Genomic DNA, 23,913 nt, shown 5'->3' on the forward strand with positions numbered 1-23,913 from the left:
ATTGGAGAACAAGGGAGTTGGAAAACATGAAAAAATATGGGCTGCTGAAGCTGTTTTACTTTATGTTTACAATGTCGACAGGGGCCTTTCAATTTTTGAATCTATTTTATGCTGACTTTGGTTTGGATGCGCGTGAGATTGGGATTTTGTTTGCAGTAGGGCCAATGGTAATGATTGTGGCACAACCGTTTTGGGGCATGGTAACGGATTATATGAATTCTGCCAAAGTAACGCTTGGTGTGATGATTGTCGGTGCGGCTGCAACGATCCTCTTTTTTCCGATATCAAGTCAATTTGAGCATCTGTTATGGTTAAATATTCTCTTCTTTTTCTTTCAAAGCGCGATTCCGCCGATTGCGGATGTGACGGCAATGGCGATGCTGGATAGCCGGAAAGAGTTTGGCAAGATCAGGCTGTGGGGTTCGTTAGGCTATGCGGCAGGTGTCCTGGTGGTAGGGCGGCTGTTGGATATCTTTGGTTTAAATCTGATGTTTATCTTGCACAGTGTGTTGATTGTTGTAGCCTTGTTTTTGGCCTTGAAATTACCGGTTCAATTGGCGGCGAAAAAGGAATTCCATTTGAAAGAAATACTTGCCTTATTCCGAAATCATCATTTTGTTTTGTTTCTTTGTTTTAGTTTTATGGTTCATTTGACTGTGCACGCCAACAATTCCTTTTATTCGATACATATGCAGGACTTAGGAGCTTCTATCAGTTTAATCGGATTCGCTTTACTAATTAAATCGATTCTAGAAGTGCCCTTTTTCTCGTTATCAAGACAATTAATGAATGCCTTCTCTTATCCTGTTTTGTTAACAGCGGTTGCCTTTGTGTATGGAATGAGATGGCTTATACTTGGCGTTAGTACCAATATAGATATTTTGCTGTGGTCACAAATCCTATTGGCTTTATCCTACAGTATTCAATATTTTGTCGCTGTTGCTTATGTCGATGAATTAACCCCTGAGAATTACCGAGCTACTGGTCAGACAATCTTTTGGGCCGTTTCTCTTGGCTTAGGTGGAGTTGTAGGGAACATGTTAGCTGGCTGGGTGCTGACCTTTATGACCATTGAACAGATGTATCAGCTGGCTACGGTTGTGGCCTTAGCCAGTATTGTGATCCTTTGGCTGAAGCCTAAAAAGAAAACGTTACAAGGAAGTTGACGATCATCAGAGGGTAACTGCTCCCGTTACGAAAAACTTATAAAAACCTGTAAAAGAGATTTTTTGTTTTCTTCCCTGTTCACCGTGTCCGATTTTGTATCTGTCTCAGATACTACTCTCGTTTGCTGTAACACTCCGAGGGCGTTCATTCCCGTGTAACTCACGGTACCTATTAGCCGTGTCTTGTTCGTGACTATACGGCTAATCTTGAAAGGTTGATACTAGCGTTCATGTCCCTGTCGATTCGATTTCCACATTCACATTTCATCTTCCGATCAGACAGTTTCAGTGTTTTATCCATCACACCACACTCACAACATATTCTTGAAGAAGGATACCAGCGGTCTGCCACAACAAGGGAAACACCCGACTGATTTGCCTTGTAAGTCAGTTGTCTGCGGATTTCACGAAAATGACATTTTGCAATGTGGTCAGCTAAGTGCTTGTTCTTCATCATACCCCGAACGTTTAAATCCTCCATGACAATGTGGGATGGTTTGGTTCTCACGATCTCACTCGTCATTTGATGAATATAGTTCGTTCGGATATGGTTCAAACGTGTTTGCAACCTTGCTATCTCTTTTTCGGTTTTTATAATGTTGCACGTTTTCCGATATCGGCTTCCCTCCTTATTCATTTTGTATTTACGAGAAATCTGCCGTTGCAACCTTCGTAGACGTTTCTCCATCTGTCTAACTTCGTGCTTTTTATTGATATTGACATACACCGAACCATCACTGACCGTCGCCAACGTCTTAATACCTAAGTCAATGCCGATTGGCTCATTTACAGGTGTTGAATAATCCGATGAATCGGGTATCTCAACCGTTATGCTGACGAACCAGTGCAATCCTTCTCGGCTGACACGGTAAGACAGCGGTTTGAACTCGATAGGTAAATACCCTGTTTCAGCGAAACGAATCCACCCTATCTTTTCAAGTCGAATATGTGTATCAGACCGTTTCACTTTATGATTGTCGTTGTAGAATGACCACTTCGATTTTCTCTTACTCTTGAATCGGGGGTACCTCGCCTGTCCTTTAAAAAAACGTTTGAACGCTTCGTCACTATCCTTAATAGCCTGCTTCGTGATGTTGTTGCTGAACTGGAACAGCCATTGATAGTCGTCTGTTTGCTTCAGCTTCGTCAACCGTTTCCTTAGATCCGCTTGTGAAACCGTCTTGCCAGTTTCTTCGTACCGTTTTTTCTTTTGTTCCAACGCCCAATTATACGCCCACCTCGACACTCCTGCGGAACGTTCTAACAGAGTGCGTTGCTTGTTATTTGGATTGAGTTTGATTTTGTAGGCTTTCATCATTATTACTCAACTCCTTTCATAATTTTTTAGCTTTGTTCGCTCTTTTACCTTGCAACCGGCAAGAGAACACGGTGACAATTGGAATCAAATCTTCCACTAATTCTTGCTCCATGATTTCGACCTCACCATCATGCAATGATGCCACATACTCGACTAACTCAAAACCGAATCGTAATAAACGATCTTTATCGAAAATAACGACTTTATCGACTTCATTGTGCGTCATTTTTCTTATTAATTCCTGTAGGCCTTTTTTATTGTCATGAATCCCATTGCCTACATCTTGTATTATTTTAAACGATTTGCCTTGTGCAACTAAATAACCTTCATGTGATCCATTTGACGCTCAAGGTCATCTTTTTGTTTATGACTGCTTACACGACAATAACCAATAACAACTCTTTCTTTACCACTTGCCACACCTAAAAATCTTTGTAGCTGACTCTCACGATAATAACGGTGTCCACCTTCAGTGATGTGATTTGGAATGAACTTCCCTTGCTTATGCCAGTTCCTCATGGTTGGAACGGTAACACTGATTCTCTTTGCAAACTCACCCATCGAATAATAATTCATCGTTTCACTTCTTTCATCATTATATCGGTCAAAACCACAAATTTTTAATATCTTTTTATAGTTTTTTATAGTTATTCAGAAACAGTTACGAACCTCTGATGATTAGAGAAAGGTAACTTGTTTATTCGCCAAGCTCTTAATCTGCGCTAGCGATTCTACGTGGTAGCCTTTGTCGCGAAGCAGCTTTCCACCATCTTGAAATGCCTTTTCAATCACAATACCAATTCCTGCAACCCTTGCCTGTGTTTGCTCGATTATCTTAATTAATCCTAATGCTGCTTGACCGTTAGCTAGAAAATCATCGATAATCAGCACGTGATCAGAGGCTTCTAAAAATTTAGAAGCAATGGAAATGGTACTTGTTTCTTGTTTGGTATAAGAGTATACGTCTGCTGTCATCAGCCCTTCTGTCAGTGTCAATGACTTCTTTTTACGGGCAAAAATAACCGGAACGTTCAAAGAAAGACCTGCAAATATGGCAGGGGCAATTCCAGAGGATTCGATTGTAACAATTTTTGTAGGTTGTTGATCACGAAAATGGTTGGCGAAAGTCTCTCCAATATCTTGCATCAAAGCGGGGTCTATTTGATGGTTTAGAAACTGGTCTACCTTCAGTACCTTTTCGGAAAGTACGACGCCATCATTGATGATTCGTTGTTTAAGTTTTTCCACGACTGTTTCCTCCCTGATGTATGGTTTTACTATTTTACCATATGGAATGGGTGAAAGCAGAGCTCAGGACCTATCACGAAAAATAGAAAACACTCTCAGTCAAAAAATAAATAAAAATGGACAATACTAGCCATTTTATTATCTAATCATATACAATAAAATGAAAAGATCAGAAGATTGAAGGGGAGAGATATGGAAGAAACCCTGATAGCAAGTTATCGGCTGCAAGGTCCAGTAGGTGAAATGCAGGCACATTCTCACAAGGAGTATGAGATTTATGTCTTTCACGAGGGCACGTGCCGCTATTTGATTCACAACCAAATCTATGATTTACAGCCTGGAGATATTCTGTTAATGGATGGATTAGCCTTGCACAAACCAAATGTACCTAAGGATAGTGTGTATGTGAGAAGTCATGTGCATTTTACACCAGATTTGGTGTTGCCTGTGTTAGAAGCGATGGGGGCTGTTTCATTATTAGATGTCTTCGATCAGCTACATCATTGTTTGATTCGCCCCAGTCAATTAGGTGAGCTCCAACAAGTAGAAACGCTTATCCATCAAATAGTGGAGGTTGAGCGTCTGTTTGATACAGAATCCTATGAGAAAACATGGGAACTTAAAACATTAGTGGTGCAGCTGTTGATTGTAGTGAATCAATTAGGACAAAGAGAATCCCATAAGGTGATGCCAGATAAAATGGACAAGGCAAGACATGCGGAGAATATTGCTGCTTTTATTCAAGGACATTTTCATGAAAAGCTGTCAATCCAAAAGATTGCAGATACTCTTAATGTGAGCAGGTTTTATGTCTCTCATGTGTTTAAAGAGATGACAGGTTATACCGTGATGGAATATGTGATGGCGGTCAGGCTGCAACAGGTGAAATATTTGTTAGAGATGGATACGGATAAGTCCATGCAACAAATTGCTGATCAATGTGGTTTTGAAAGCGCTTCTCACTTTAGCCGTTTTTTTAAACAAAGTGTTGGGATGACGGCAAAACAATACCGGAAACAGCGGCTGCAGATTTACCACAGCGTTAAGGGTTCGTAAGTTTTCCGGCTATAGGAGAGGTAACCAACAGTGGGTATGGAAACCAACGATCCCTAAACCTCCTGATAAGTCTCGCTTTACCACAGCGTTATACGCTTGTAAGAATATAAATTCATATATATTTTGTCAAGGAGAGAGGAAGAGAAAATCATGTTACGAATAGGTGTGATTGGTCTAGGAGACATCTCGAAGATTCATGTTCCGGTGATCACAGAACATCCGGAAGCAGAGCTGATTGCCGTTTCTGATATCGATGAAGAAGCATATAGCAGTTTGCCTGATATTCCGTGTTATCCGGATTACCGTACCATGTTGCAGGAGGAGAAGTTGGATTGTGTGCATATTTGCCTGCCACACCACCTGCATTATCCAGCAACAAAAGTGGCCGTAGAGCGGGGGATTCATGTTATTTTGGAAAAGCCGTTGGCGCACACGCTAAGCGATAGTCAGGCAATTGTGGATTTAGAAGCCGCCAATCCTCATGTGAAGATAGCTGTCAATTTGCAGAATCGACTGAATGAAACGGTGGAATGTTTACAAGAGTTGGTGCAAAGTGGTACGTATGGCGATCTGTTAAGTGTAAAAGGCTTGGTAGCATGGCACCGCCCCAAATCGTATTACGAAGTGAAACCATGGCGGGCTTCTATGGAAACAGCAGGCGGTGGTGTGATGATCAATCAATCGATTCATACATTAGATTTGCTGCAATGGTTTGGTGGTGGAATTAATACAATCCGCGGTTCTATCGATACATTACTAGATTATGGTTATGATGTAGAGGATACGGCAAGCGCCTATATTACGTTCGAGAGTGGGGCTACTGGCTTATTTTTTGCTACAAATGCTAATGGCGATAACTCGTCGGTGGAGTTGCAGCTTATCCTAGAAAAAGCTAAGTTTACGATAAAAGACAGCATATTAACCATAACACAGGTAGATGAAGAAAAGAAAATACTGGCGGAGGACCGTAAATTACCTGGTAGCAAATTTTATTATGGAGCGAGTCATGCGAAGTTAATTAACCATTTTTACCGCCAAATAGAGCAGGATGGGGATGATTATATTCATGCCAAGGACGCATATTCGTCGATGGAAATGATCGCACTGATAAATGAATCTTCACGAACCAAACAGACTTTGTCTCGAAAAGTAAGCACCAATAAATAATAAAAAAGATAGGAGTGTCTTCATAATGAGTAAAGCAGATGGAATGAATTATGCACCAAAAGGAAAGCCGAATCCGGTCGTTCAAGAGGGGGAATTTGTTTTTGCAGCTGCTGCGTTGGACCATGGTCATATTTATGGGCAATGCAATGGTTTAGTTGAAGCAGGTGCCACCTTGAAGTGGGTATATGATCCAGATCAAGCTAAGGTGGACGCTTTTCTAAAAACGTTTCCGCAAGCACAACAAGCGACCTCGTTGGAGGATATATTGCAGGATGAGGAAGTGAAATTGGTAGCGGCTGCGGCCATTCCTTCCGATCGAAGTGCACTTGGTAATCGTGTGATGAAGGCGGGTAAGGATTATTTCACTGATAAAACACCATTCACTACATTAGAACAATTAGAAGAAACAAAGAAAGTTGTTGAAGAGACAGGGCAGAAGTATATGGTATATTATAGCGAGCGATTGCACGTTGAGAGTGCCGTTTTTGCAGGTCAGCTCATTCAAGAGGGAGCGATAGGCAGAGTATTGCAGGTTACAGGCTTCGGTCCACACCGCCTAAATGCCCCAAGCAGACCAGATTGGTTTTTTGAGAAGGAGAGGTATGGTGGGATATTGGCGGATATTGGCAGTCATCAGATTGAACAGTTTCTCTATTATACCGGTAATACCAATGCCGAGGTGGTTCATAGTAAAATAGCAAACTATGACAATCCAACTTATCCCGAACTAGATGACTATGGTGATGCCACATTAGTTGGTGGAAATGGGGCAACCCAATATTTTCGTGTCGACTGGTTTACCCCGGATGGATTGAGTACCTGGGGTGATGGAAGAACCTTTATTACGGGAACAGAGGGAACGATTGAAATTCGAAAATATGTGGATTTGGCAACGGATAAAGGTGGCGACCAGCTTTATTTAGTGAATAAAAACGGTGAACAACACTTCAACCTGCAAGGCAAAGTAGGCTTCCCATACTTTGGCGCATTAATTAAGGATTGTATTCATCGAACGGAAGAGGCAATGACACAAGCTCATACGTTTAAAGCAGCAGAATTATGCTTAATCGCCCAGAAGCAAGCCATGAAAGTAGAATAAAGAATAGAGGTTATCCTAGAGGTCTTATCGACTTCTAGGATTTTTTTGTGTCAGATGATGATCTAGAACTATGAATGGTTATCATATGTAAGTGTGTACGAACAGCATCTACCCATGCCTTTATCATATCTTCTCGTACCCGCACGACAATTTTTAAATGGAGGTGTCTATATTACTTCTTCATTTATATCCACAATCCCATTTCTATATTTTCCCTTTTAGGTGACTAATAATGCTTATGAGTCATTAAATAGGTGTAACCAACAGTACAATTACAACACACAACAAAAGTCGCTTAAATATGCAGTTTTAAGCGAATAATAAGAAAAACGGCTATTCATCAGAGCAATCTCAGACAAAACCATAGCAAAGAGGTGCGAGCCTGTCAGCCAAACGATTGTTAAAATAAGGTCATTGCTTCAATTATAAAACGCTTACAACGAAGGGCTTGTTGATGCATTTATCACAAACTTTTCACTATCATTATCTATGTTACGGATAACATGACACAAGGGGGAGATAAGATGAAAATAGGTTGTTGTGCTAGTCTGGATCAGGCGGTTATGCTGCAAGAAGCGGGTTTCGATTTTCTGGAGGTGCCGGTTGTCTCGTTGATGGGAGAGAATCAGCAGCAGGTAAATGAACGAATCAAGGCTTACCAAGACAGTCCGTTGCCGGTTGAGGTATGTAATATATTGCTGCCGGGTTCGCTGAAGGTAACGGGTAATCAAGTAGATCAACAAGCACTGGATACTTACTTAGCAAAAATGTTGCCACGTGTGAAGGAAATTGGAGCGGACACAGTGGTCTTTGGGAGCGGGGGTGCCAGGACTTATCCTACTGACTTTTCAGCGGGGGAAGCCCATCGTCAAATCGTACATTTTTTACAAATGGTGGCCTGGTATGCGGAATCATTGGAACTGACGATGGTGATAGAACCATTAAATCGAGAGGAGAGTAATGCAATTAATACCGTCTTAGAGGCAACAGCGCTGGCAGAAGAGGTGAATCACCCGTCTATTAAGGTACTAGCCGATTTCTATCATATGCAAAAAGAACAAGAACCTTTAACAAATATTGCAAAAGCAGATAGGTGGATTAGGCATATTCATGTGGCAGATAGTAACAGGTTTGCTCCAGGTACAGGTAGCTATCCTTATCATGATTTGCGAGAGCAACTGGAATCAATAGACTATCATCAGCGCCTATCTATAGAATGTCAATGGAAAGATATGGAGGCCGAGGCCGCAGAAGCTAATAGATTCCTGCATGAGATTTTCTGACTGGAGTAAACTTCGATTTAACCATCAAAATTGAAGGAGAGAATGGCGATGAATGATCAGACGACAGAAAACGTGCGTGTTTTTTATAAGAATACGTCGGTAGATTTATACACCCATAACTTCTATACGCATTCTCACTCGCATTACGAAATCTATTACTTTCATGAAGGAGATTGTAAGTATCTGATCGATGACCATGTGATTCAGTTGGAGAAAAATGATCTTATCATTATGAATGGATCCTCCTTGCATGGCCCGCATCCACAACGAGATATACCATATATTCGAAGTGTAGTGGAGTTCTCGGCAGAATGGACACGACCAATTATTCAGCAATTAAATGTGCCGATGCTGTTGGATCCCTTCGAGAAACTGACCAATTTCTTATTTAGAGGGATTGATCAAAAATATCATGAGAAATTGATTGCGATTTTAGAAGATATTCATTTAAAAAAACTGTACTTAGCTGATTTAACAGTATCAGAATTGGAGAAGGATTTATTAGAAGGACAGATTACCAATCGTTTGATTGAACTATTATTTATTATTTATGAGATTAGTAATAGTGAGTTGATTCAAATACCATTGGCGAATAATGAGAAAAATAATCATGTCAACCGATTAATATCCTGGATTGACCAGAATTATCAACGCGCCGTTACGTTGGATGAGATGGCGGAAAATTTACACCTAAGCAAGTATTATATGTCGAGAATTTTCAAGGATGTTACTGGTATGACCGTTATGCAATATCTCATGAATAGAAGATTAGTGCGCACGAAGTACATGTTGGAGATGTATCCAAGTAAATCTATGCTGGATATTGCAATGGAGTCAGGTTTTGAGAGTTCATCCCATTTTAGTAGAAAATTCAGGCACCATTATCAAGTAAGCCCTACCGAGTATAGAAATTTACGCTTATCTCGTTGTAAGCGGTTGTAAATCTTGTTTTATTCATTTGAATATAACAGAGTTGCGGTATAACAACTCACTAAACTGATTAGTAAGCGTTATCAAGCAAAGGAGGCGGAAGTCTTGTCTACAAAGAAAACAGAAACGGAACATGGACAGCTAGATAGCAATCCAAGTATTGCTGCAGATGTCGATACGCTTCATAGTAAAAAAAGAAAATCAGCGTTGACTTGGTACTTGTTCTTGTTACCAAGTTTCCTCGGGATCATCCTATTTATGGTTTATCCCATTGTCGAATCATTTCGGCTAAGTTTTTTTCAATCGAATGGAACGATCGAGAATTTCATTGGTTTGCGTAACTTTCAGTATGTGTTAACGTCGGCAACCTTTTGGAATACGGTGTGGAATACCTTCTTTATTGGAGTATTTCAGATTGTGATCACGATTCCGTTAGGTTTTATCTTTGCCTCATTAATCAATTCGGTTCGATTCGGTCAGAACTTCTTTAAGGTAGTCTATTTTCTACCGAATGTTACCTCGATTGTAGCGGCAGCGATGATCTTTCAATTTGTCTTACATCCGGAAATGGGAGTCGCCAATTATGCCCTTGATGCACTTGGATTGCCGACATCCACCTGGTTTTCCGATCCTAGCACTTCCAAGTGGGGCGTTATTATGCTGGCTGTGTGGCACTGGATTGGTTTTGTAATTATCATTTGTTTGGCCAATTTGCAGGCTATATCTCCAGAAATGTATGAGGCAGCAAGAATAGACGGGGCCAGCTCCATTCAACAATGGTTATTTATCACGATACCAAACATGAGCGGAACCTTTGCCTTTTTGCTAATAACTGGATGGATCGGCAGTCTGCAGCGCTTTAACGAAATCTACGTATTAGGCGGGCCAAATGGAAGTCCGGCAAGGTCGATTCAAACAATGGGAGCCTTCATTTATGAGCGAGGTTTTACCGGTTTTGAATTTGGGATCGCCTCGGCTGCTACGTATATTATGTTTGTGATTATCTTGATCTTTACTTTCTTTAATTTAAAAATATCGAAAATGAAGCTGTAGGAAAGGAGGAAAATTATGAGTGATAAAGCAATGCGAAGAACCAACAGTGTGGTGAAATTCACGGCATTATTCATTTTTGGAACGATCTTAATGATGCCTTTTATTTGGATGGTAAGTGTGGGATTTGACCGTACCGCGAATATAACGATGCCTTTTCCGCCACGATTGATACCAGAAACTATATCATCGTTTAACTATGGGATTGTGTTTGAAAATGGCAGGCTGATTCAGGCTTATATTAACTCAGGAATTGTAACGGTCAGCTCGGTAGTGATTCAAGTAGGAGCCTCTTTGTTTGCTGGTTATGCCTTTTCTAAAGGGGATTTTAAGTTTAAACGCTTACTTTTTATTTTAGTGTTATGTACTTTAATGATCCCAATGGAGCCACGATTAATTCCATTGTACACGTTATTTAACAGTGTTGGGTTGTTAAATACTTTCTGGCCTATCATTCTGCCAACGGTGATTAATGGGATGTTGATTTTCTTGTCGAAGCAATTTTTTGATCAATTACCGAATACCTTGCGTGAGGCGGCACAAATTGACGGGGCCGGAGAATTTCGAATCTTTTTTCAGGTATATTTTCCTTTAGCTGGTCCCATTGCTGCCACGATGGTGATTCTATCTTTTATCTGGAGCTGGAATGACTTTATGTGGCCATTAGTTGTATTAAATAATCAAGATCTTCATACCGTTCCTTTATATTTAGCGAGCTTCTCGCTGGAAAATGGAACGAGCTTAGGTGGTTTAACGATGGCGTTAGCTACGGTAAGTATTTTACCGATAGTAGTGCTGTATCTTTTCTTACAGCGATACATTATTCAAAGTATTGCACTTAGTGGAGTGAAAGGGGAGTGATCATTGACTAGACTGGCTGCGTTTGCAGGACAATAAATTTTTAAAAAACGGGGGTAGAAAAATGTTTGCAAAACGATCGATCATGACGTTGTTGTTTCTGATGTTGATGGGTATGGTCATAGCAGGTTGCAGCAATTCAGGAGATGAAGGTGCGTCAGGAGGAAGTGGTGATTCTGGCGGTGAATGGGATGGACAGTCGATCACCGTCCATTTAATTGGTGATTTTGATATGGAGGATTCCACAGACCCGATCACGGGAAATACAGCAGAAGGTTTGCATGTTGTAAAAGACGAGTTTGAAAGCCAACATCCAGGAGCTACTGTAGAATTTGTTACGATGCCATGGGAAGGCTATACCGAAAAAACACAGGCGATGATCACATCTGGAGAAGCAGATGTTTATCAAATGCCAGGTATTGCCGATTTTGCACCACAAGATGTGCTTGAGCCGTTGCAATCTTATATGGATGAGGATGAAGAATTTGATGAAAGTGTATTTATTGATAATCAGATGGCAGGATGGGAAGTAATTGGACCTGATTCGGATGAATTGGAAACCTATGGACTTCCATTCTTGGGTGACGCTCGTTTTATCGCTTATGATAAGCAACTGTTTGATGAGTGGGGGGTTGAATACTTGTCCGATTATCCGACGATGGAAGAAGTGATGGAAAAGGCGAAACAAATGACCGGAGAAAATCCAGAAACTGGTGAACAAAACTATGGTATTTGGTTTCGCGGTGATTGGTCCTCTGCCTTTACATTGGTGAATCTTGCAGAAGGTCAGAATGGACGTTGGGGTACTGGTTTTGCCTGGGATGAAATTGAATTCGAATTTGATAGTCCTGAAATGACAGAAGGTTTAGAATGGTTATTGGAAATGCAAGAATACGCACCAGAGGGATTGACTAGTAATCAGGGTAATGAAAAATGGCTAACACCTGAAAACGATATTGCGATTATGCTGAACCAAGGGCCAGGGGATTTAATCATGCCATCCCATGCCCAAGGCCTTGATGAACGAATTGGCATTGCTCAGGAATTTAAAAATGATGAAGGTGTAGGTGGTTTATTCGCAGGTAGTCCAATTACCATTGCGAAGAATAGTGAAAATAAAGAACTTGCGTGGGAATGGTTAAAGTTTGCAACCAGTGAATTTATGCAACAATATGTCTTTGAAAATGTCAATGCGATGCCAACAATTAAGGCAGCAACGGAATGGGATAGTTATGAGGAAGTGCAGCATTTAATGGATCCGACAATGGAAGCTTTAAGTGCTCCTATGACCCCACGCTATCCATGGGGCTCTTCACAGCCACGCTTCATTCTGACTTCTGAAGTAGAGGCGGCCATGACAGGATCAAGGTCGGCAGAAGAAGCGCTGGAAAAAGCACAGCAGGAAAGTACAGATTGGTTGGAGAATCGAAATTAGATAGAATTTAAAATGGCGTAACAAATGATAGGATAATTAGTCTGTTTTAAGGGCTAATTATCCTTTTTAAAATCAACTTTCCCTTTCACACCCTCCAGCTACAAATCAAAATTCCATAATGCAGAAGATCCTGTTGAAATAGCTAGTGCACCAGCCTGAAGTCCTTGAAGTATGTCTTGTTTCGTGCTGATTAAACCACCGGAAATAATCGGCAAATGTGTTTTCTTTGTTAGGCTGTCAATAACGGTGGGCATAATACCTGGTAAAACTTCAATAGCACTAGGCTTACATTTGTGGGCCATTTCAATCCCTTTGTCCAGACCGCTGTGATCGATTAAGAAGACACGCATGATGGTCATCAATCCTACTTCATTGGCGTTTTTGATGATACCACTTTTGGTGGAAATGACACCGTCTGGTTTCCATTTTTCAGAAACGTATCGTAATGCACTTTGTGTATTAGCTAATCCATCGATAAAATCCAAGTGCAAAAAAACTTTTTTACCAGCTTGTTTTAGGCGCTCAATATATTCCGGCGTGTTAAGTAGATCACCAGTTAATAGAAAAGTAATATTCGCATGTGCCTGGATTGCCTTGTCTATATCTTCCGGCCTCTTTATAGACGCAATAACTTGTGATTGAACCATATCAGTAATTTGGTCCATAATAACGCTTCCTTTCCACTTTTTAATCAATAGTGAATACAGATATTACTACTATCCTAGCATATTTATATTTTAATGAAAATGAAATGAATTAGCCCATTGATGTAGGAGTAGAAGATAATGAATGTTTAAGCCAATATTTCTGGCAATCCATAATTTTGGGCATATTGGAAGGAAACATCATTTCGCTGGTCTATTTATTGTTTCTTTACATCTTTTTTACATTCTATTTATATTCGCTTCATATTAGTGGTTTATTCTTAGAAATAGGAAAGAAAATCTATTTATTCTTAGAGCGGAACAAATGGATAAAAGGCTAATAATTTGGCCGTAAATCAAATCTTCTGTCATTTAAACGTACATATGTATAGTGAAATAACTCTTAGAGTCCACAGAGAATATAGAGTTAGATAGATACCTTTTTGGGTAAAGGTGTGTCTAATTTTCTGTCTTCTCTTTTTCTTGTTTGTTATGAGTTGGATATACATAAAGATGATAGAAGAGATGGTCACTTAGTTTAACGGTTTCGTATCGCTCTGTAAGACTCTCTTTTTAACGGTTTCTTTACAATCCATTTATACCATCTTCATAGGGGTGTTTTAAACTAAAATGTGCGATATTACTTATTGTTACATAACCGATGATGAAAGAGATAGTCCAATCACATAGAGTGACCAGAAGGAGGATGAGGCATTGTAAACGAGTTACTATGACATTGCTTTTAGGGGGGAGTAAATCAATTGAAAGTGAACGATACTGCTGATCAGACATTAAGCAATGATAGACGAACAAAAAAACCTTCTTTGACAAAACGGCATGCCGGTATCAAGTCTGTACGTCAAAATTGGGATTTATATCTACTGATACTGCCTGTTATTTTGTATTTCTTAATTTTTAAATACTACCCGATGTACGGGGCACAGATAGCCTTTAAGAATTTTTTAGCAGTAGAAGGAATTACGGGTAGTCCGTGGGTTGGTTTTGACCATTTCATTCGATTTTTTGATAGTTTTTATTTCTGGAGATTGATAAAAAACACCTTATTTATCGGGCTGTATGAATTGGCGCTTGGGTTTCCAATTCCAATTATTTTGGCATTGATGATTAACGAAGTGAAGAACAAGCGGTTTAAACAAATTGTTCAAACGGTAACCTATGCGCCACATTTTCTATCTACAGTGGTTGTAGTTGCTTTGCTGTTTATGCTGTTATCGCCGGCGACAGGAGTGCTGAATAATATTATTGCAGCCTTTGGAGGCGAACCAATAGCATTTATGACGGAACCCGGCTGGTTTAAGACCACTTATGTATTATCTGGTGTTTGGCAAACAATGGGATGGAGTTCGATTATCTACTTAGCGGCACTATCCGGTATTGATCCGCAGTTAAAAGAGGCGGCAATGATTGATGGGGCTTCGAAACTTCAGACGATCTGGCATATCAACTTACCAGCTATTAAACCAACCATTATTATTATGTTGATTTTACAGTGTGGCAGTATCTTTGGTGTAGGTTTTGAAAAGGTATTCTTGATGCAGAACAACCTAAATATGGCAGCATCTGATGTCATAGCTACCCATGTTTATCGAACCGGTATATTGGGATCGCAATACAGTTATTCTACTGCTATCGGATTATTTGAATCTGTGATTAATTTTACCATCTTGTTAATCGTGAACTATGTAGCAAGAAAGGTGAATAAGGTGAGTCTATGGTAAAAGATGAGGTGAAGAAGACGAATGTTTTATAGTTTAAATAAAGGCGATAAGCTCTTTACCGTGACAAACTACTTTCTCTTATCCTTGGTCATTTGTTTAATGATATACCCATTAATTTATGTTATTAGCGCGTCTTTTAGCAACCCGGAAAAGATGTTGTTAGGAGAATTATGGCTATTTCCTAAAGATATAAACTTTGAATCCTATCTGTTGGCATTTCAGAATTCGGATATTTGGATAGGTTATAGAAACACTATTTTTTACACGGCGCTTGGTACGCTTATTAATCTGATTATGTCTGTAATGATTGCTTATCCGTTGTCAAGGAAAGATTTCTATGGTCGAGGGATTATCACGGCGTTTATCATCTTCACGATGTTTTTTAACGGTGGGATGATTCCAACCTATCTGCTAGTCCGAGATGTCGGGATGTTAGACACATTTTGGGCTGTCATGATACCTGGGGCAGTATCTGTCTATAACGTGATTATCATGCGAACTTTTTTTCAAGGAATTCCGAATGAGATACGCGAAGCTGCAGCGATTGATGGTTCTACCAATTTACATTTTTTGTGGAAAATTGTTTTGCCGTTATCTACGCCAATTCTTGCTGTAATGGCACTATTTTATGGGGTAGGACATTGGAACTCTTATTTCGATGCCTTAATCTATTTGCAGGACTCAGCAAAATATCCCTTGCAGCTGTTTTTACGGCAAATGCTGATTCAGGATGATATGACGGCGATGTCCACATCTGGAACGGAAGGTGTTGCACAGCATCTTTTAAGAGTAGAGGGATTGAAATATGCAGTGGTGATCATAGCCAGTTTACCTATGCTAATTATCTACCCGTTTTTGCAAAAATATTTTATTAAAGGCGTTATGATTGGTTCATTAAAAGGTTAACATATGAGGAGGAATGGAAAAATGAAGAAAATATTCGCTTTGATGTTAGTAATAGTAGGAATGTTGTTAGCAGCATGTCAGAATGAAGATGCGGCAGAGGGGGCAGGATCAGAGGAATCTAGGGAAAATGTCAATAAGGAAGGTTTTCCGATTGTGGAAGAACCGATTGAATTAGAATTTTTTACAGGAAAATATGAACCGAATCTAGATGATTATGAAGAAACACTTGTTTTTGATACGTATGCAGAAAAAACCGGTATTGACGTAACTTTCGATGAGGTCCCCTTTGGAACATTAACCGAGAAGAGGAACTTGGTTTTAGCTAGCGGCGAATACCCAGACGTTTTTTATTCAGCTAGGATTCCTTCGGCAGATGTAGTATCGTATAGTCAACAGGGAGTGTTTGTTCCTTTGAATGATCTAATTGAAGAATATGCGCCGAATATACAAGCTTTCTTGGAAAAACACCCAGATGCCAAAAAGGGTTTAACGATGCCGGATGGCAATATATATTCGATCCCTTCTTATTACAACCCAGATTTCTTACCAATGTTGATTGGTAAGCCGCTATGGATTAATCAGGATTGGCTGGCAGAGTTGGATATGGATGAACCAACCACAACCGATGAATTTTATGATTATTTAAAGGCCGTTCAGGAGACAGACTTAAATGGTAATGGCGAACAGGATGAGATACCGTTTAGTGCCACCAGTACCGGAGCAATTCGTGATATGGTGAAAGGTGCTTGGGGTTTTGGCACAAGAGGTGTTGGCAATAAATATGTTGATGTTGACCCAGAGACCGACGAATTAAGGTTTATGCCGACAGAGCCAAAATATAAAGAAATGCTCGAATATATTCATCAGTTATATCAAGAAGGATTAATAGATGAAGAGATTTTCACGATGGACGATGCCCAATTAAACGCAAAAGGTGCTCAAGGTATTTTAGGAGCGAATATCTCACCAAACCCGGTTACCGTCATGAACCAGGATAATTTCACTGGCCTAGGGGCTTTAGAAGGACCACATGGTGACAAATTATATAGTCAAGTAAAATCACCATTAATTCATGTTGCCGCATTTGCAATTACTAGTGCTAATGAGCATCCAGAGGCGACGATTCGTTGGATTGACCATTTCTTTAGTGAAGAAGGCGCTGCATTCCAATTTATGGGTGTGGAGGGAGAAACATACGAAGTGACAGAAGATGGAGAAATGGAGTATACCGAGGAAATCACCAATAATCCTGATGGCTTAACGATGGATGAAGCATTAACACCATATGTAACGTGGATGGGAGGCAGTTATCCAGGATATGTACAGGAGGAGTATTTCAAGGGATCAGAGTCGATGCCAAATGCCATTGAAGCAGGGGAAAAGGCACAGCCGGATGTTCCGGAAGAGATTTGGAATGGTTTTAATTATACCGAGGAAGAATTAACGTTTATGCAAGGTCCAGGTGCTGACATTAAAAGCTTTGTAGCAGAACAAGAAGAATTATTCATCAATGGTTCAAAATCGTTCAGCGAGTGGGATGCCTACGTTGAGCAGGTAAAACAAATGGGGCTGGAAGAATATATGCAAATTGAATCAGCAGCGCATGAACGATACCAAGAAAGCTAATTATGTATAACAGGACTTGCCCGATCCTCTATGTTGTGAGTTGCAGGGCAAGTCTCTGTTAAAGATTTGCGGTAATGAAACCGATGAGTTTATCATATATTCAGGATAGAATTTCTATTGCTGCATACACAGGATAGTGAGGAGGAGGAACAACAGTGAAGATAATAGCACACCGAGGTGCGTCCAGTGATGCCCCCGAAAATACGTTAGCTGCTTTTCAAAAAGCGATTGACCATGGAGCGGATAGTATTGAGCTGGATGTTCGACTGACAAAGGATGGCGTTCCGGTTATATGTCATGATGCAACGATTAAAAGAACTAGTGATGGGACAGCTGCCATTCATGAAGCAAATTTAAGCGAACTAAAACAATGTGACTTCGGCTCCTGGTTTGATCCTTCATTTGCTGGGGAGGAAATCCCAACACTAGATGAAACCTTGCGATTGGTGAAAGACACGGACATGGATCTTAATATTGAGGTGAAGAATAGCCCGATTATTCATGTAGGCATTGAGCAGAAGATGATAGATTTGGTTCATAAATATGGGATGCAGGATCGTGTGCTGTTTTCTTCTTTTGATCACCAATGTTTGAAAAGAATTCACTTATTGGATGCAAGGGTTAAGATCGGTTTTATACTGCACATGAATTTGGTCCACCTGTTTGATTATATCAAAAATAGTGGGATCGAAGCATATAGTATCCATCCACACCATTTTTACACGACGAAAGGTATGGTATCAGAAGCTCATGCATGCGGGATAAAGGTGTACCCCTATACGATTGACGATATGGAGTTGGCTGAGCAATATTTGGCCAAAGGGGTAGATGGTGTGATTACGAATAAACCATTGTTGTTTAAGTCATCCAGCGGCTTTTCCCTGATATAGCTTTTAACGTATAATTAAGAATGTCCTAGTGGTGCTGTTAAATAGACAGCGCCACTATTTTTTTGATTATATTCCCACCAACAAGCAATGCCTCATCTTTTGAAAAGTTACCAGTACATCTAAAATATGGTATAATCTAAGATATTATAATGGCACCAAATCTGGAGGTGATCAAATGAAGCAAGGGGTTTTTGTAATCGTTCAAGAACGCATTTCATATATGAACCAAGTATGCGTAGACATATTAGATTTGGATGTGAAGCAATATCAAGACTGCCATTATTCTACGGCTATTGCACAGTGGATAAATAAAGAGACGGCACATTGTTTTAAATCGTTAATAGATGGTAACAAAACAGACATTCATACCACGGCCATGATTCATACCAATCCACATGAAGTTATCATCTTGGATATCTATGGCCATTATGTTCATTCTGCAGTGGGTCCGCAAGTGATTGGGTGTATCACCGATGTAAGGCAAAAAGGAGAACAACTAACACGTTCTTTGAAGGATCTTGCCGATATGCGATATTCCATCGATCAGGCTGCTATCGTTGCGATTACGAATCGACGAGGCAAGATTACATATGTAAATAATAAATTTTGTGAAATATCGGGATATACAGCTGAGGAACTGATTGGTCAAACCCATCAGATTATCAATTCTCATTATCATTCACGGGATTTTTTCAAGGAGTTATGGCGTACTATTGGTTTAGGTAAGGTGTGGAAGGGTGAAATACGCAACCGAAGGAAAGATGGTTCCACTTACTGGGTGAATACGACCATTGTTCCTATTAAGGATGAGAACGGACAACCCTATCAATATCTAGCAATCCGTTATGATATTACAGACAAAAAGCAAAACGAAGAACAAGTTCGATATATGGCTTTTTACGATCACTTGACTGGGTTGGCCAACCGGCGGATGTTTGATAAGTGCCTGAAAGAAGCAATAAACAAGGCGAAACAACGTAACATTAAGTTCGGCATTATGTTTGTCGATTTAGATAGTTTTAAATATGTAAATGACACCTTGGGTCATGTGACTGGGGATAAGTTGCTGATTGCTGTAGGCGAACGATTCCAGCAGATGGTTTCCAAAAGAGGAATTGTTGCCCGTTTTAGCGGAGATGAGTTTGCCATTCTGATTGACCAAATTGATAGTTACAATGAATTGCAGCAGTTTGCGGAAGCTATTATAGATGATTTTAAACAACCTTTTCTTATAGAAGATTATGAGTTGAATATAACAGGAAGTATTGGCATTGCCGCTTACCCAGGTGGAGGAGAAGACCCGGAGGCAATGATGAAGCACGCCGATTTAGCGATGTATTATGTTAAAAATGAGCAGAAGAACGATTATCAAATGTTTAACATGGATATGAATGATATGAGTCAGCGTACGTTTCAAATCCAAAATGATTTGCGTAAGGCTTTAGAGGAGGAGCAATTCTCCCTTGTTTATCAGCCCCGGGTCAATCCAATCGATGCCTCGATCCAAAGCTTTGAAGCTTTAATTCGTTGGGAACATCCGGAGTTTGGTGAAATATCCCCATCTGAATTTATCCCACTGGCGGAAGAAGTGGGGATGATTAATCCTATTGGTACATGGGTGATTCGATCTGTTTGTAGGCAAATCAGCTTATGGTCTTCCAATGGTTATGATCTCATTCCGGTTTCTATCAATTTGTCCGCTAGTCAATTTATGCAAGCTTATTTTGTTCATCATTTCTTTCAAATCTTACAAGAATTTAAGGTGGACCCGGTTTGGGTTCAAGTAGAAATCACGGAATCATTGTTGATTGAGAATGAAAAAGGGGTACGAGATATCCTGCAGAAATTACGAGATAAGTCCATCAAAGTTGCGCTAGATGATTTTGGTACGGGTTATTCCTCGTTAGCTTATTTGCGTAAATTTAAGGTGGATATATTAAAGATAGACCGATCGCTGATTAAAGGGATTTCTACCCAATCCAGTGAGAAGCTAATTGCTTCTACCGTTATTCAACTGGGGAAAAGTCTTGATATGACCGTTGTGGCGGAAGGGTTGGAAGAGAAAGAAGAGGTAGAGGCAGTCGTGCAGTTAGGTATTGATGAGGTGCAAGGATATTATTTTAGTAAACCGCTTCGAGTGGGAGATATGGAGCGTATGCTGCAGACGAAGAAATGTTTAACTTATATGTAATTAGGAAATCCAAGGCTTTTTCAATAGGTGGAATAAGCCTTGGATTTTTCCATTCAAGTAATGAAAACAATAGATTAGACTAGATCACATGCTTCTGCAGGCATCCAATGTTCGTCTTGTCCTTCCCACTTAATATTACAACCAAGTGGATTGGTTAAAGGTATCGTAATTTCTTTTCCTGCTAAGTGTTCTTTCAAGGCATTGTCTAAATCATTCATCGTGGCTTTGTCTGCCTCACGCGGATTGTCAATACCTCTTCCTGTATATATCAATTTTCGATTCCGATCAAACACAAAGAAATGTGGAGTGCGTAAAGCACCATATGCCCTGGCAATTTCTTGGGTGGAGTCGTGCAGATAGGGCCATGGAAACTGCTGGTCATTCATGGTTTCAACCATTACTTCATAAGAATCATCAGGTTTAGTATTCACGCTATTGGAGTTAATAGCAACGAATTTCACCCCATCAGCGCAGTGTTTTTCAGCAGTAGCTCGAGTTACCTCATTGGAACCGAGGACAAAAGGACAATGATTACAGGTGAAAAACACCACAAGGACGTCTGCATCTTGAAAGTCATCTAGCTGATAGTTTTTCCCGTCGGTTGCTTTCAGATAAAAATCGGGGGCCTTTTTTCGTAATTCTAATGTAAAAACCATACACCAACCTCCAAAGATTTATTAAATCATATATGAAAACGATATCAAAAACCTAGCGTTTTGCCAACTGAAAGCGTCTGAAAGGTGTGATAAGGTCATGTTTACAGGGCAATTACAACGGAATCCCCCTTCTCACTTAAACGCCTCCGGAATCAATGTAAATCCGTCAATCACCGTGTCTTCTTCCACTTCGATCATCAAATAACGGCGCCCGTCCATTTGTATCTGTCGGACGTGGCGTAAATCTTCCGGGCTAACAGAAATATTAGCGACTTTTGTATTGATTTTAATAGACTTAGAGTTAAATTTGGGCACAATATTACGTGCTTTTAATTCATAATTGGTGTCGTCGATGACATTTTGAAAGGCGGCTTCCATCTTCTCTGTATTCACATCAGCTACACCGCTTGAAGTCAAGATACGTTCGACATCCTTGTAATCTAAGGTAGGTGCTTCTTCTTCCTCGTTGTCTTCTGCCACGCGGTGAATTTCTTCATATACATTGGCGAGGGTCGAGGAGTTCAGTTGGTGCCCGACAGCGTCACGAACCACTTCTTCAAAGGCGATCTTATCATCTTTGGCTGTCATCGTTTCTTCCGCTTCTAATACATTTTCAATAAATGCCTCATCAGGCTCGTTGGCTTTACCAGCAGTGTACAACACGTGATTCACATCCTGCGCATTGTCTGTCACACAAGGGAAGAGAAACCCGCCCATTGGCGCATTTAGATTGATAACCGGGTCTACCATCACGTTATATTTAAACTCTTTCGCGATATAGTCGAATTGCAACTCTTTCTTGGGATCTTGTGTTTTGTTGATGCTGCATAATATAAATGGGTGTGCATAAACCGAATCATGAATGCTACCTTCATCATCTTGACTTCTTCCCATCGGTTTAACATATTCACCGCGTATAAATGTAACGACCACGTCCATTTCATATTGTCGGTCCTGGAGTATTTTTTCAACAATAACTAGCATTTGTTGCTGCCATTCTTGATTTTCACCTGCTAGCAATCCTTTATGTAAAATGAGCTGGGTTGGGTTTTCTGTTTCGGCGTGAAATTTCAATTCGAATAACTTTTCATCCAGCTGTCCAGTTAACACTTTTTTAAAGTTGGTGATAAATAGTTCTTGTTCATCTTGATCAAGCATATCGAAAGGCTGGCTTTGCTGATGGTAAATATCACTGGATTCCTTCATGATATAGACATTAAATATTTCATGAATTTTCATCTTATCATTATCTACCTTAAATTGTTTACGTATATTAGCAATATCTTGTTTATTCATTCACTCATCGCTCCTGTATCATTATCGTCATCCTTCACTATACCATGTTTTGACGATGTCTGGCATCATAAAAAAACGCCTCAGGCACGATAAATGGTGACGTGCTTGAGGTGTTAGCGTAGCTTGATTTTCCAATTCGTCATAAACTCAATCCTTTATTTTCTGTAGTATGCTTATTTTCCCGCTGCCTTGACAACCCGAACAAGCAATTTCCCCTTCCCCAGCACATGTGTCACACTTGTGTATTCCATAATCAATACCTTCACCTGAACAATCTGGACATCGTTTTAAACCTTCACCATTACAATCTTTACACTTCATGGGGGGTTCCTCCTTATTAAGTTTTTTTACTTAAAATGTTCGTAAAGGTGTGCTGTAACGCCATAAATAATGTTATAGTGGCGTCACAGCTAAGCAAATAAGACGCTAAAATCATCCTACCGCTTTTTATATTATGAAGGGGTTAGTAATAGATACCACGATTTCTAAACAAATAATCTTCTAAAAGCAAAGTGTAATCAAACTGTAATAATAAGAGGGATTAATCGTCCATCATCGGTGCTTGAGATTGCTGATCTTGATAGCGAGAGAGGTGCAGCTCGTTTTGTAAATTGACGGAGGCAAAAAATACTTCTTGTATCTCCACAATGCCTTGTTTCTCTAATTCAGTCCACAGCCATTGTTTGTTCAGGTTTCTGGATGCTAGGACCTTTGTCTGAATGTTTCCCTCCATAATAACGGGGAAAGATAGTGGTAGAAGGGAAGATGTCATGTTTAAGTTTCCGAGTGTCACCAGCTGCTTGTCTGGTGTTTTTAATACACTAAGAGCACCATTTGCTTCAATGATTGCAATATGCACCTCTTGTAAATCAAATATTCCTTTATCACGCAACATTTGCAGTAAATTTTCGATAGAAAAACCAACTTTTTTTAAGTGCTTATGTAGAATAACTCCTTCATAAACGACGGTAGTTGGGGAAAAGTTAATGAGCTTATTGAATTTGCGATGGGACAGCTTTAAATGAGAAACTACTTTTTGTAGAATAGCAATAAGTAAGAGAGCCGTAACGGTTGGAATATGGCTTACATCTGGGTTAGCGACATCCGCCCCCACCACCGAGGCCAAGGTAATAATGACGAGAAAATCAAAGATGGGTACCTCTCCCATGGCTCGTCTTCCCATAAAGAGGGCAATTGCTAAAAATAAAGGGAGAATCGTTAATACTCTTCCTGCCACAATCATTAGATCAGATAGCATGGTAAAAAGCACCTCCTGTGATTTGTTTTTCTATATGTTGCTCCATGAGACGACATAATATGTATGGCTTGATTGCTCATTTTTTTTTTAAATATCT

Annotated in this window: 21 protein-coding genes and 1 pseudogene; 14 read left to right on the forward strand and 8 right to left on the reverse strand. The window is 40.0% G+C overall.

Annotation, left to right across the window (positions count from 1 at the left end; all coding sequences use genetic code 11):
- Positions 1 to 26: 26 nt before the first annotated feature.
- On the forward strand, positions 27 to 1,166 hold the full coding sequence (locus tag BN6556_RS08510; RefSeq protein WP_066189744.1) for an MFS transporter: 1,140 nt from the start codon (positions 27 to 29) through the stop codon (positions 1,164 to 1,166).
- Between the two features lie 193 nt (positions 1,167 to 1,359).
- On the opposite strand, the gene BN6556_RS08515 is transcribed toward BN6556_RS08510, so the two are convergent.
- The 3 genes and pseudogenes from BN6556_RS08515 to BN6556_RS08530 all read right to left on the reverse strand — a co-directional run bounded on the left by BN6556_RS08515 (position 1,360) and on the right by BN6556_RS08530 (position 3,732).
- Positions 1,360 to 2,484, reverse strand: a complete 1,125-nt coding sequence (locus BN6556_RS08515; RefSeq protein ID WP_066189747.1) for an RNA-guided endonuclease InsQ/TnpB family protein — start codon at positions 2,482 to 2,484, stop codon at positions 1,360 to 1,362.
- 16 nt (positions 2,485 to 2,500) lie between these two features.
- Positions 2,501 to 3,060 (reverse strand): annotated as a pseudogene (locus BN6556_RS21545) (IS607 family transposase).
- A gap of 102 nt (positions 3,061 to 3,162) precedes the next feature.
- Positions 3,163 to 3,732: a xanthine phosphoribosyltransferase gene (locus BN6556_RS08530; protein ID WP_066189755.1), complete on the reverse strand. Its 570-nt coding sequence runs from the start codon at positions 3,730 to 3,732 to the stop codon at positions 3,163 to 3,165.
- Between the two features lie 192 nt (positions 3,733 to 3,924).
- Between BN6556_RS08530 and BN6556_RS08535 the strand changes: the two genes are divergently transcribed.
- From BN6556_RS08535 to BN6556_RS08570, 8 genes are all read left to right on the forward strand, one after another.
- On the forward strand, positions 3,925 to 4,788 hold the full coding sequence (locus tag BN6556_RS08535; RefSeq protein ID WP_066189760.1) for a helix-turn-helix transcriptional regulator: 864 nt from the start codon (positions 3,925 to 3,927) through the stop codon (positions 4,786 to 4,788).
- Between the two features lie 150 nt (positions 4,789 to 4,938).
- On the forward strand, positions 4,939 to 5,955 hold the full coding sequence (locus tag BN6556_RS08540) for a Gfo/Idh/MocA family protein (RefSeq protein WP_066189762.1): 1,017 nt from the start codon (positions 4,939 to 4,941) through the stop codon (positions 5,953 to 5,955).
- Positions 5,956 to 5,980: 25 nt separating this feature from the next.
- Positions 5,981 to 7,054 (forward strand): Gfo/Idh/MocA family protein, encoded by a 1,074-nt coding sequence (locus BN6556_RS08545; protein WP_066189763.1) that lies wholly within the window; start codon positions 5,981 to 5,983, stop codon positions 7,052 to 7,054.
- A 524-nt stretch (positions 7,055 to 7,578) separates the two neighbouring features.
- Positions 7,579 to 8,337, forward strand: coding sequence for a sugar phosphate isomerase/epimerase family protein (locus BN6556_RS08550; protein WP_066189766.1), 759 nt, complete (start codon positions 7,579 to 7,581; stop codon positions 8,335 to 8,337).
- A gap of 48 nt (positions 8,338 to 8,385) precedes the next feature.
- Entirely contained in the window at positions 8,386 to 9,279 is an 894-nt protein-coding gene (locus BN6556_RS08555; RefSeq protein ID WP_078059990.1) for a helix-turn-helix transcriptional regulator, read from the forward strand.
- 93 nt (positions 9,280 to 9,372) lie between these two features.
- Positions 9,373 to 10,320 carry a carbohydrate ABC transporter permease gene (locus tag BN6556_RS08560; RefSeq protein WP_078059991.1) on the forward strand — a complete coding sequence of 316 codons (948 nt, stop codon included), beginning with the start codon at positions 9,373 to 9,375 and terminating at the stop codon, positions 10,318 to 10,320.
- A gap of 15 nt (positions 10,321 to 10,335) precedes the next feature.
- Positions 10,336 to 11,178, forward strand: coding sequence for a carbohydrate ABC transporter permease (locus BN6556_RS08565; protein ID WP_066189770.1), 843 nt, complete (start codon positions 10,336 to 10,338; stop codon positions 11,176 to 11,178).
- Between the two features lie 61 nt (positions 11,179 to 11,239).
- Positions 11,240 to 12,610, forward strand: coding sequence for an extracellular solute-binding protein (locus tag BN6556_RS08570; RefSeq protein WP_066189774.1), 1,371 nt, complete (start codon positions 11,240 to 11,242; stop codon positions 12,608 to 12,610).
- Positions 12,611 to 12,708: 98 nt separating this feature from the next.
- Here BN6556_RS08570 and BN6556_RS08575 read toward each other — a convergent pair whose 3' ends face one another.
- Entirely contained in the window at positions 12,709 to 13,275 is a 567-nt protein-coding gene (locus BN6556_RS08575) for a glycerol-3-phosphate responsive antiterminator (RefSeq protein ID WP_066189777.1), read from the reverse strand.
- A gap of 803 nt (positions 13,276 to 14,078) precedes the next feature.
- On the opposite strand from BN6556_RS08575, the gene BN6556_RS08580 reads away from it, so the two are divergent.
- The 5 genes from BN6556_RS08580 to BN6556_RS08600 all read left to right on the forward strand — a co-directional run bounded on the left by BN6556_RS08580 (position 14,079) and on the right by BN6556_RS08600 (position 20,606).
- The gene (locus BN6556_RS08580; RefSeq protein ID WP_066191246.1) at positions 14,079 to 14,993 is read left to right on the forward strand and encodes an ABC transporter permease; all 915 of its coding nucleotides are present in this window, start codon (positions 14,079 to 14,081) and stop codon (positions 14,991 to 14,993) included.
- 21 nt (positions 14,994 to 15,014) lie between these two features.
- Complete coding sequence (locus BN6556_RS08585; RefSeq protein WP_066189780.1) at positions 15,015 to 15,899, forward strand: carbohydrate ABC transporter permease; 885 nt, start codon at positions 15,015 to 15,017, stop codon at positions 15,897 to 15,899.
- A gap of 21 nt (positions 15,900 to 15,920) precedes the next feature.
- A complete protein-coding gene (locus BN6556_RS08590) occupies positions 15,921 to 17,525 on the forward strand; it encodes an extracellular solute-binding protein (RefSeq protein WP_066189783.1) in 1,605 nt (534 codons plus the stop codon).
- A gap of 155 nt (positions 17,526 to 17,680) precedes the next feature.
- On the forward strand, positions 17,681 to 18,415 hold the full coding sequence (locus BN6556_RS08595) for a glycerophosphodiester phosphodiesterase (RefSeq protein ID WP_066189786.1): 735 nt from the start codon (positions 17,681 to 17,683) through the stop codon (positions 18,413 to 18,415).
- A gap of 175 nt (positions 18,416 to 18,590) precedes the next feature.
- The gene (locus tag BN6556_RS08600; RefSeq protein ID WP_078059993.1) at positions 18,591 to 20,606 is read left to right on the forward strand and encodes a putative bifunctional diguanylate cyclase/phosphodiesterase; all 2,016 of its coding nucleotides are present in this window, start codon (positions 18,591 to 18,593) and stop codon (positions 20,604 to 20,606) included.
- Between the two features lie 74 nt (positions 20,607 to 20,680).
- On the opposite strand, the gene BN6556_RS08605 is transcribed toward BN6556_RS08600, so the two are convergent.
- The 4 genes from BN6556_RS08605 to BN6556_RS08615 all read right to left on the reverse strand — a co-directional run bounded on the left by BN6556_RS08605 (position 20,681) and on the right by BN6556_RS08615 (position 23,816).
- The gene (locus BN6556_RS08605; RefSeq protein ID WP_066189789.1) at positions 20,681 to 21,262 is read right to left on the reverse strand and encodes a thioredoxin family protein; all 582 of its coding nucleotides are present in this window, start codon (positions 21,260 to 21,262) and stop codon (positions 20,681 to 20,683) included.
- 132 nt (positions 21,263 to 21,394) lie between these two features.
- The gene (locus BN6556_RS08610; protein WP_066189792.1) at positions 21,395 to 22,558 is read right to left on the reverse strand and encodes a DUF4317 domain-containing protein; all 1,164 of its coding nucleotides are present in this window, start codon (positions 22,556 to 22,558) and stop codon (positions 21,395 to 21,397) included.
- Positions 22,559 to 22,705: 147 nt separating this feature from the next.
- Positions 22,706 to 22,879: a hypothetical protein gene (locus BN6556_RS22055; protein WP_161485678.1), complete on the reverse strand. Its 174-nt coding sequence runs from the start codon at positions 22,877 to 22,879 to the stop codon at positions 22,706 to 22,708.
- 220 nt (positions 22,880 to 23,099) lie between these two features.
- Entirely contained in the window at positions 23,100 to 23,816 is a 717-nt protein-coding gene (locus tag BN6556_RS08615) for a DUF421 domain-containing protein (protein ID WP_066189793.1), read from the reverse strand.
- Positions 23,817 to 23,913 lie beyond the last annotated feature (97 nt).

Source organism: Gracilibacillus timonensis (assembly GCF_900086715.1).
Classification (GTDB): domain Bacteria; phylum Bacillota; class Bacilli; order Bacillales; family Amphibacillaceae; genus Gracilibacillus; species Gracilibacillus timonensis.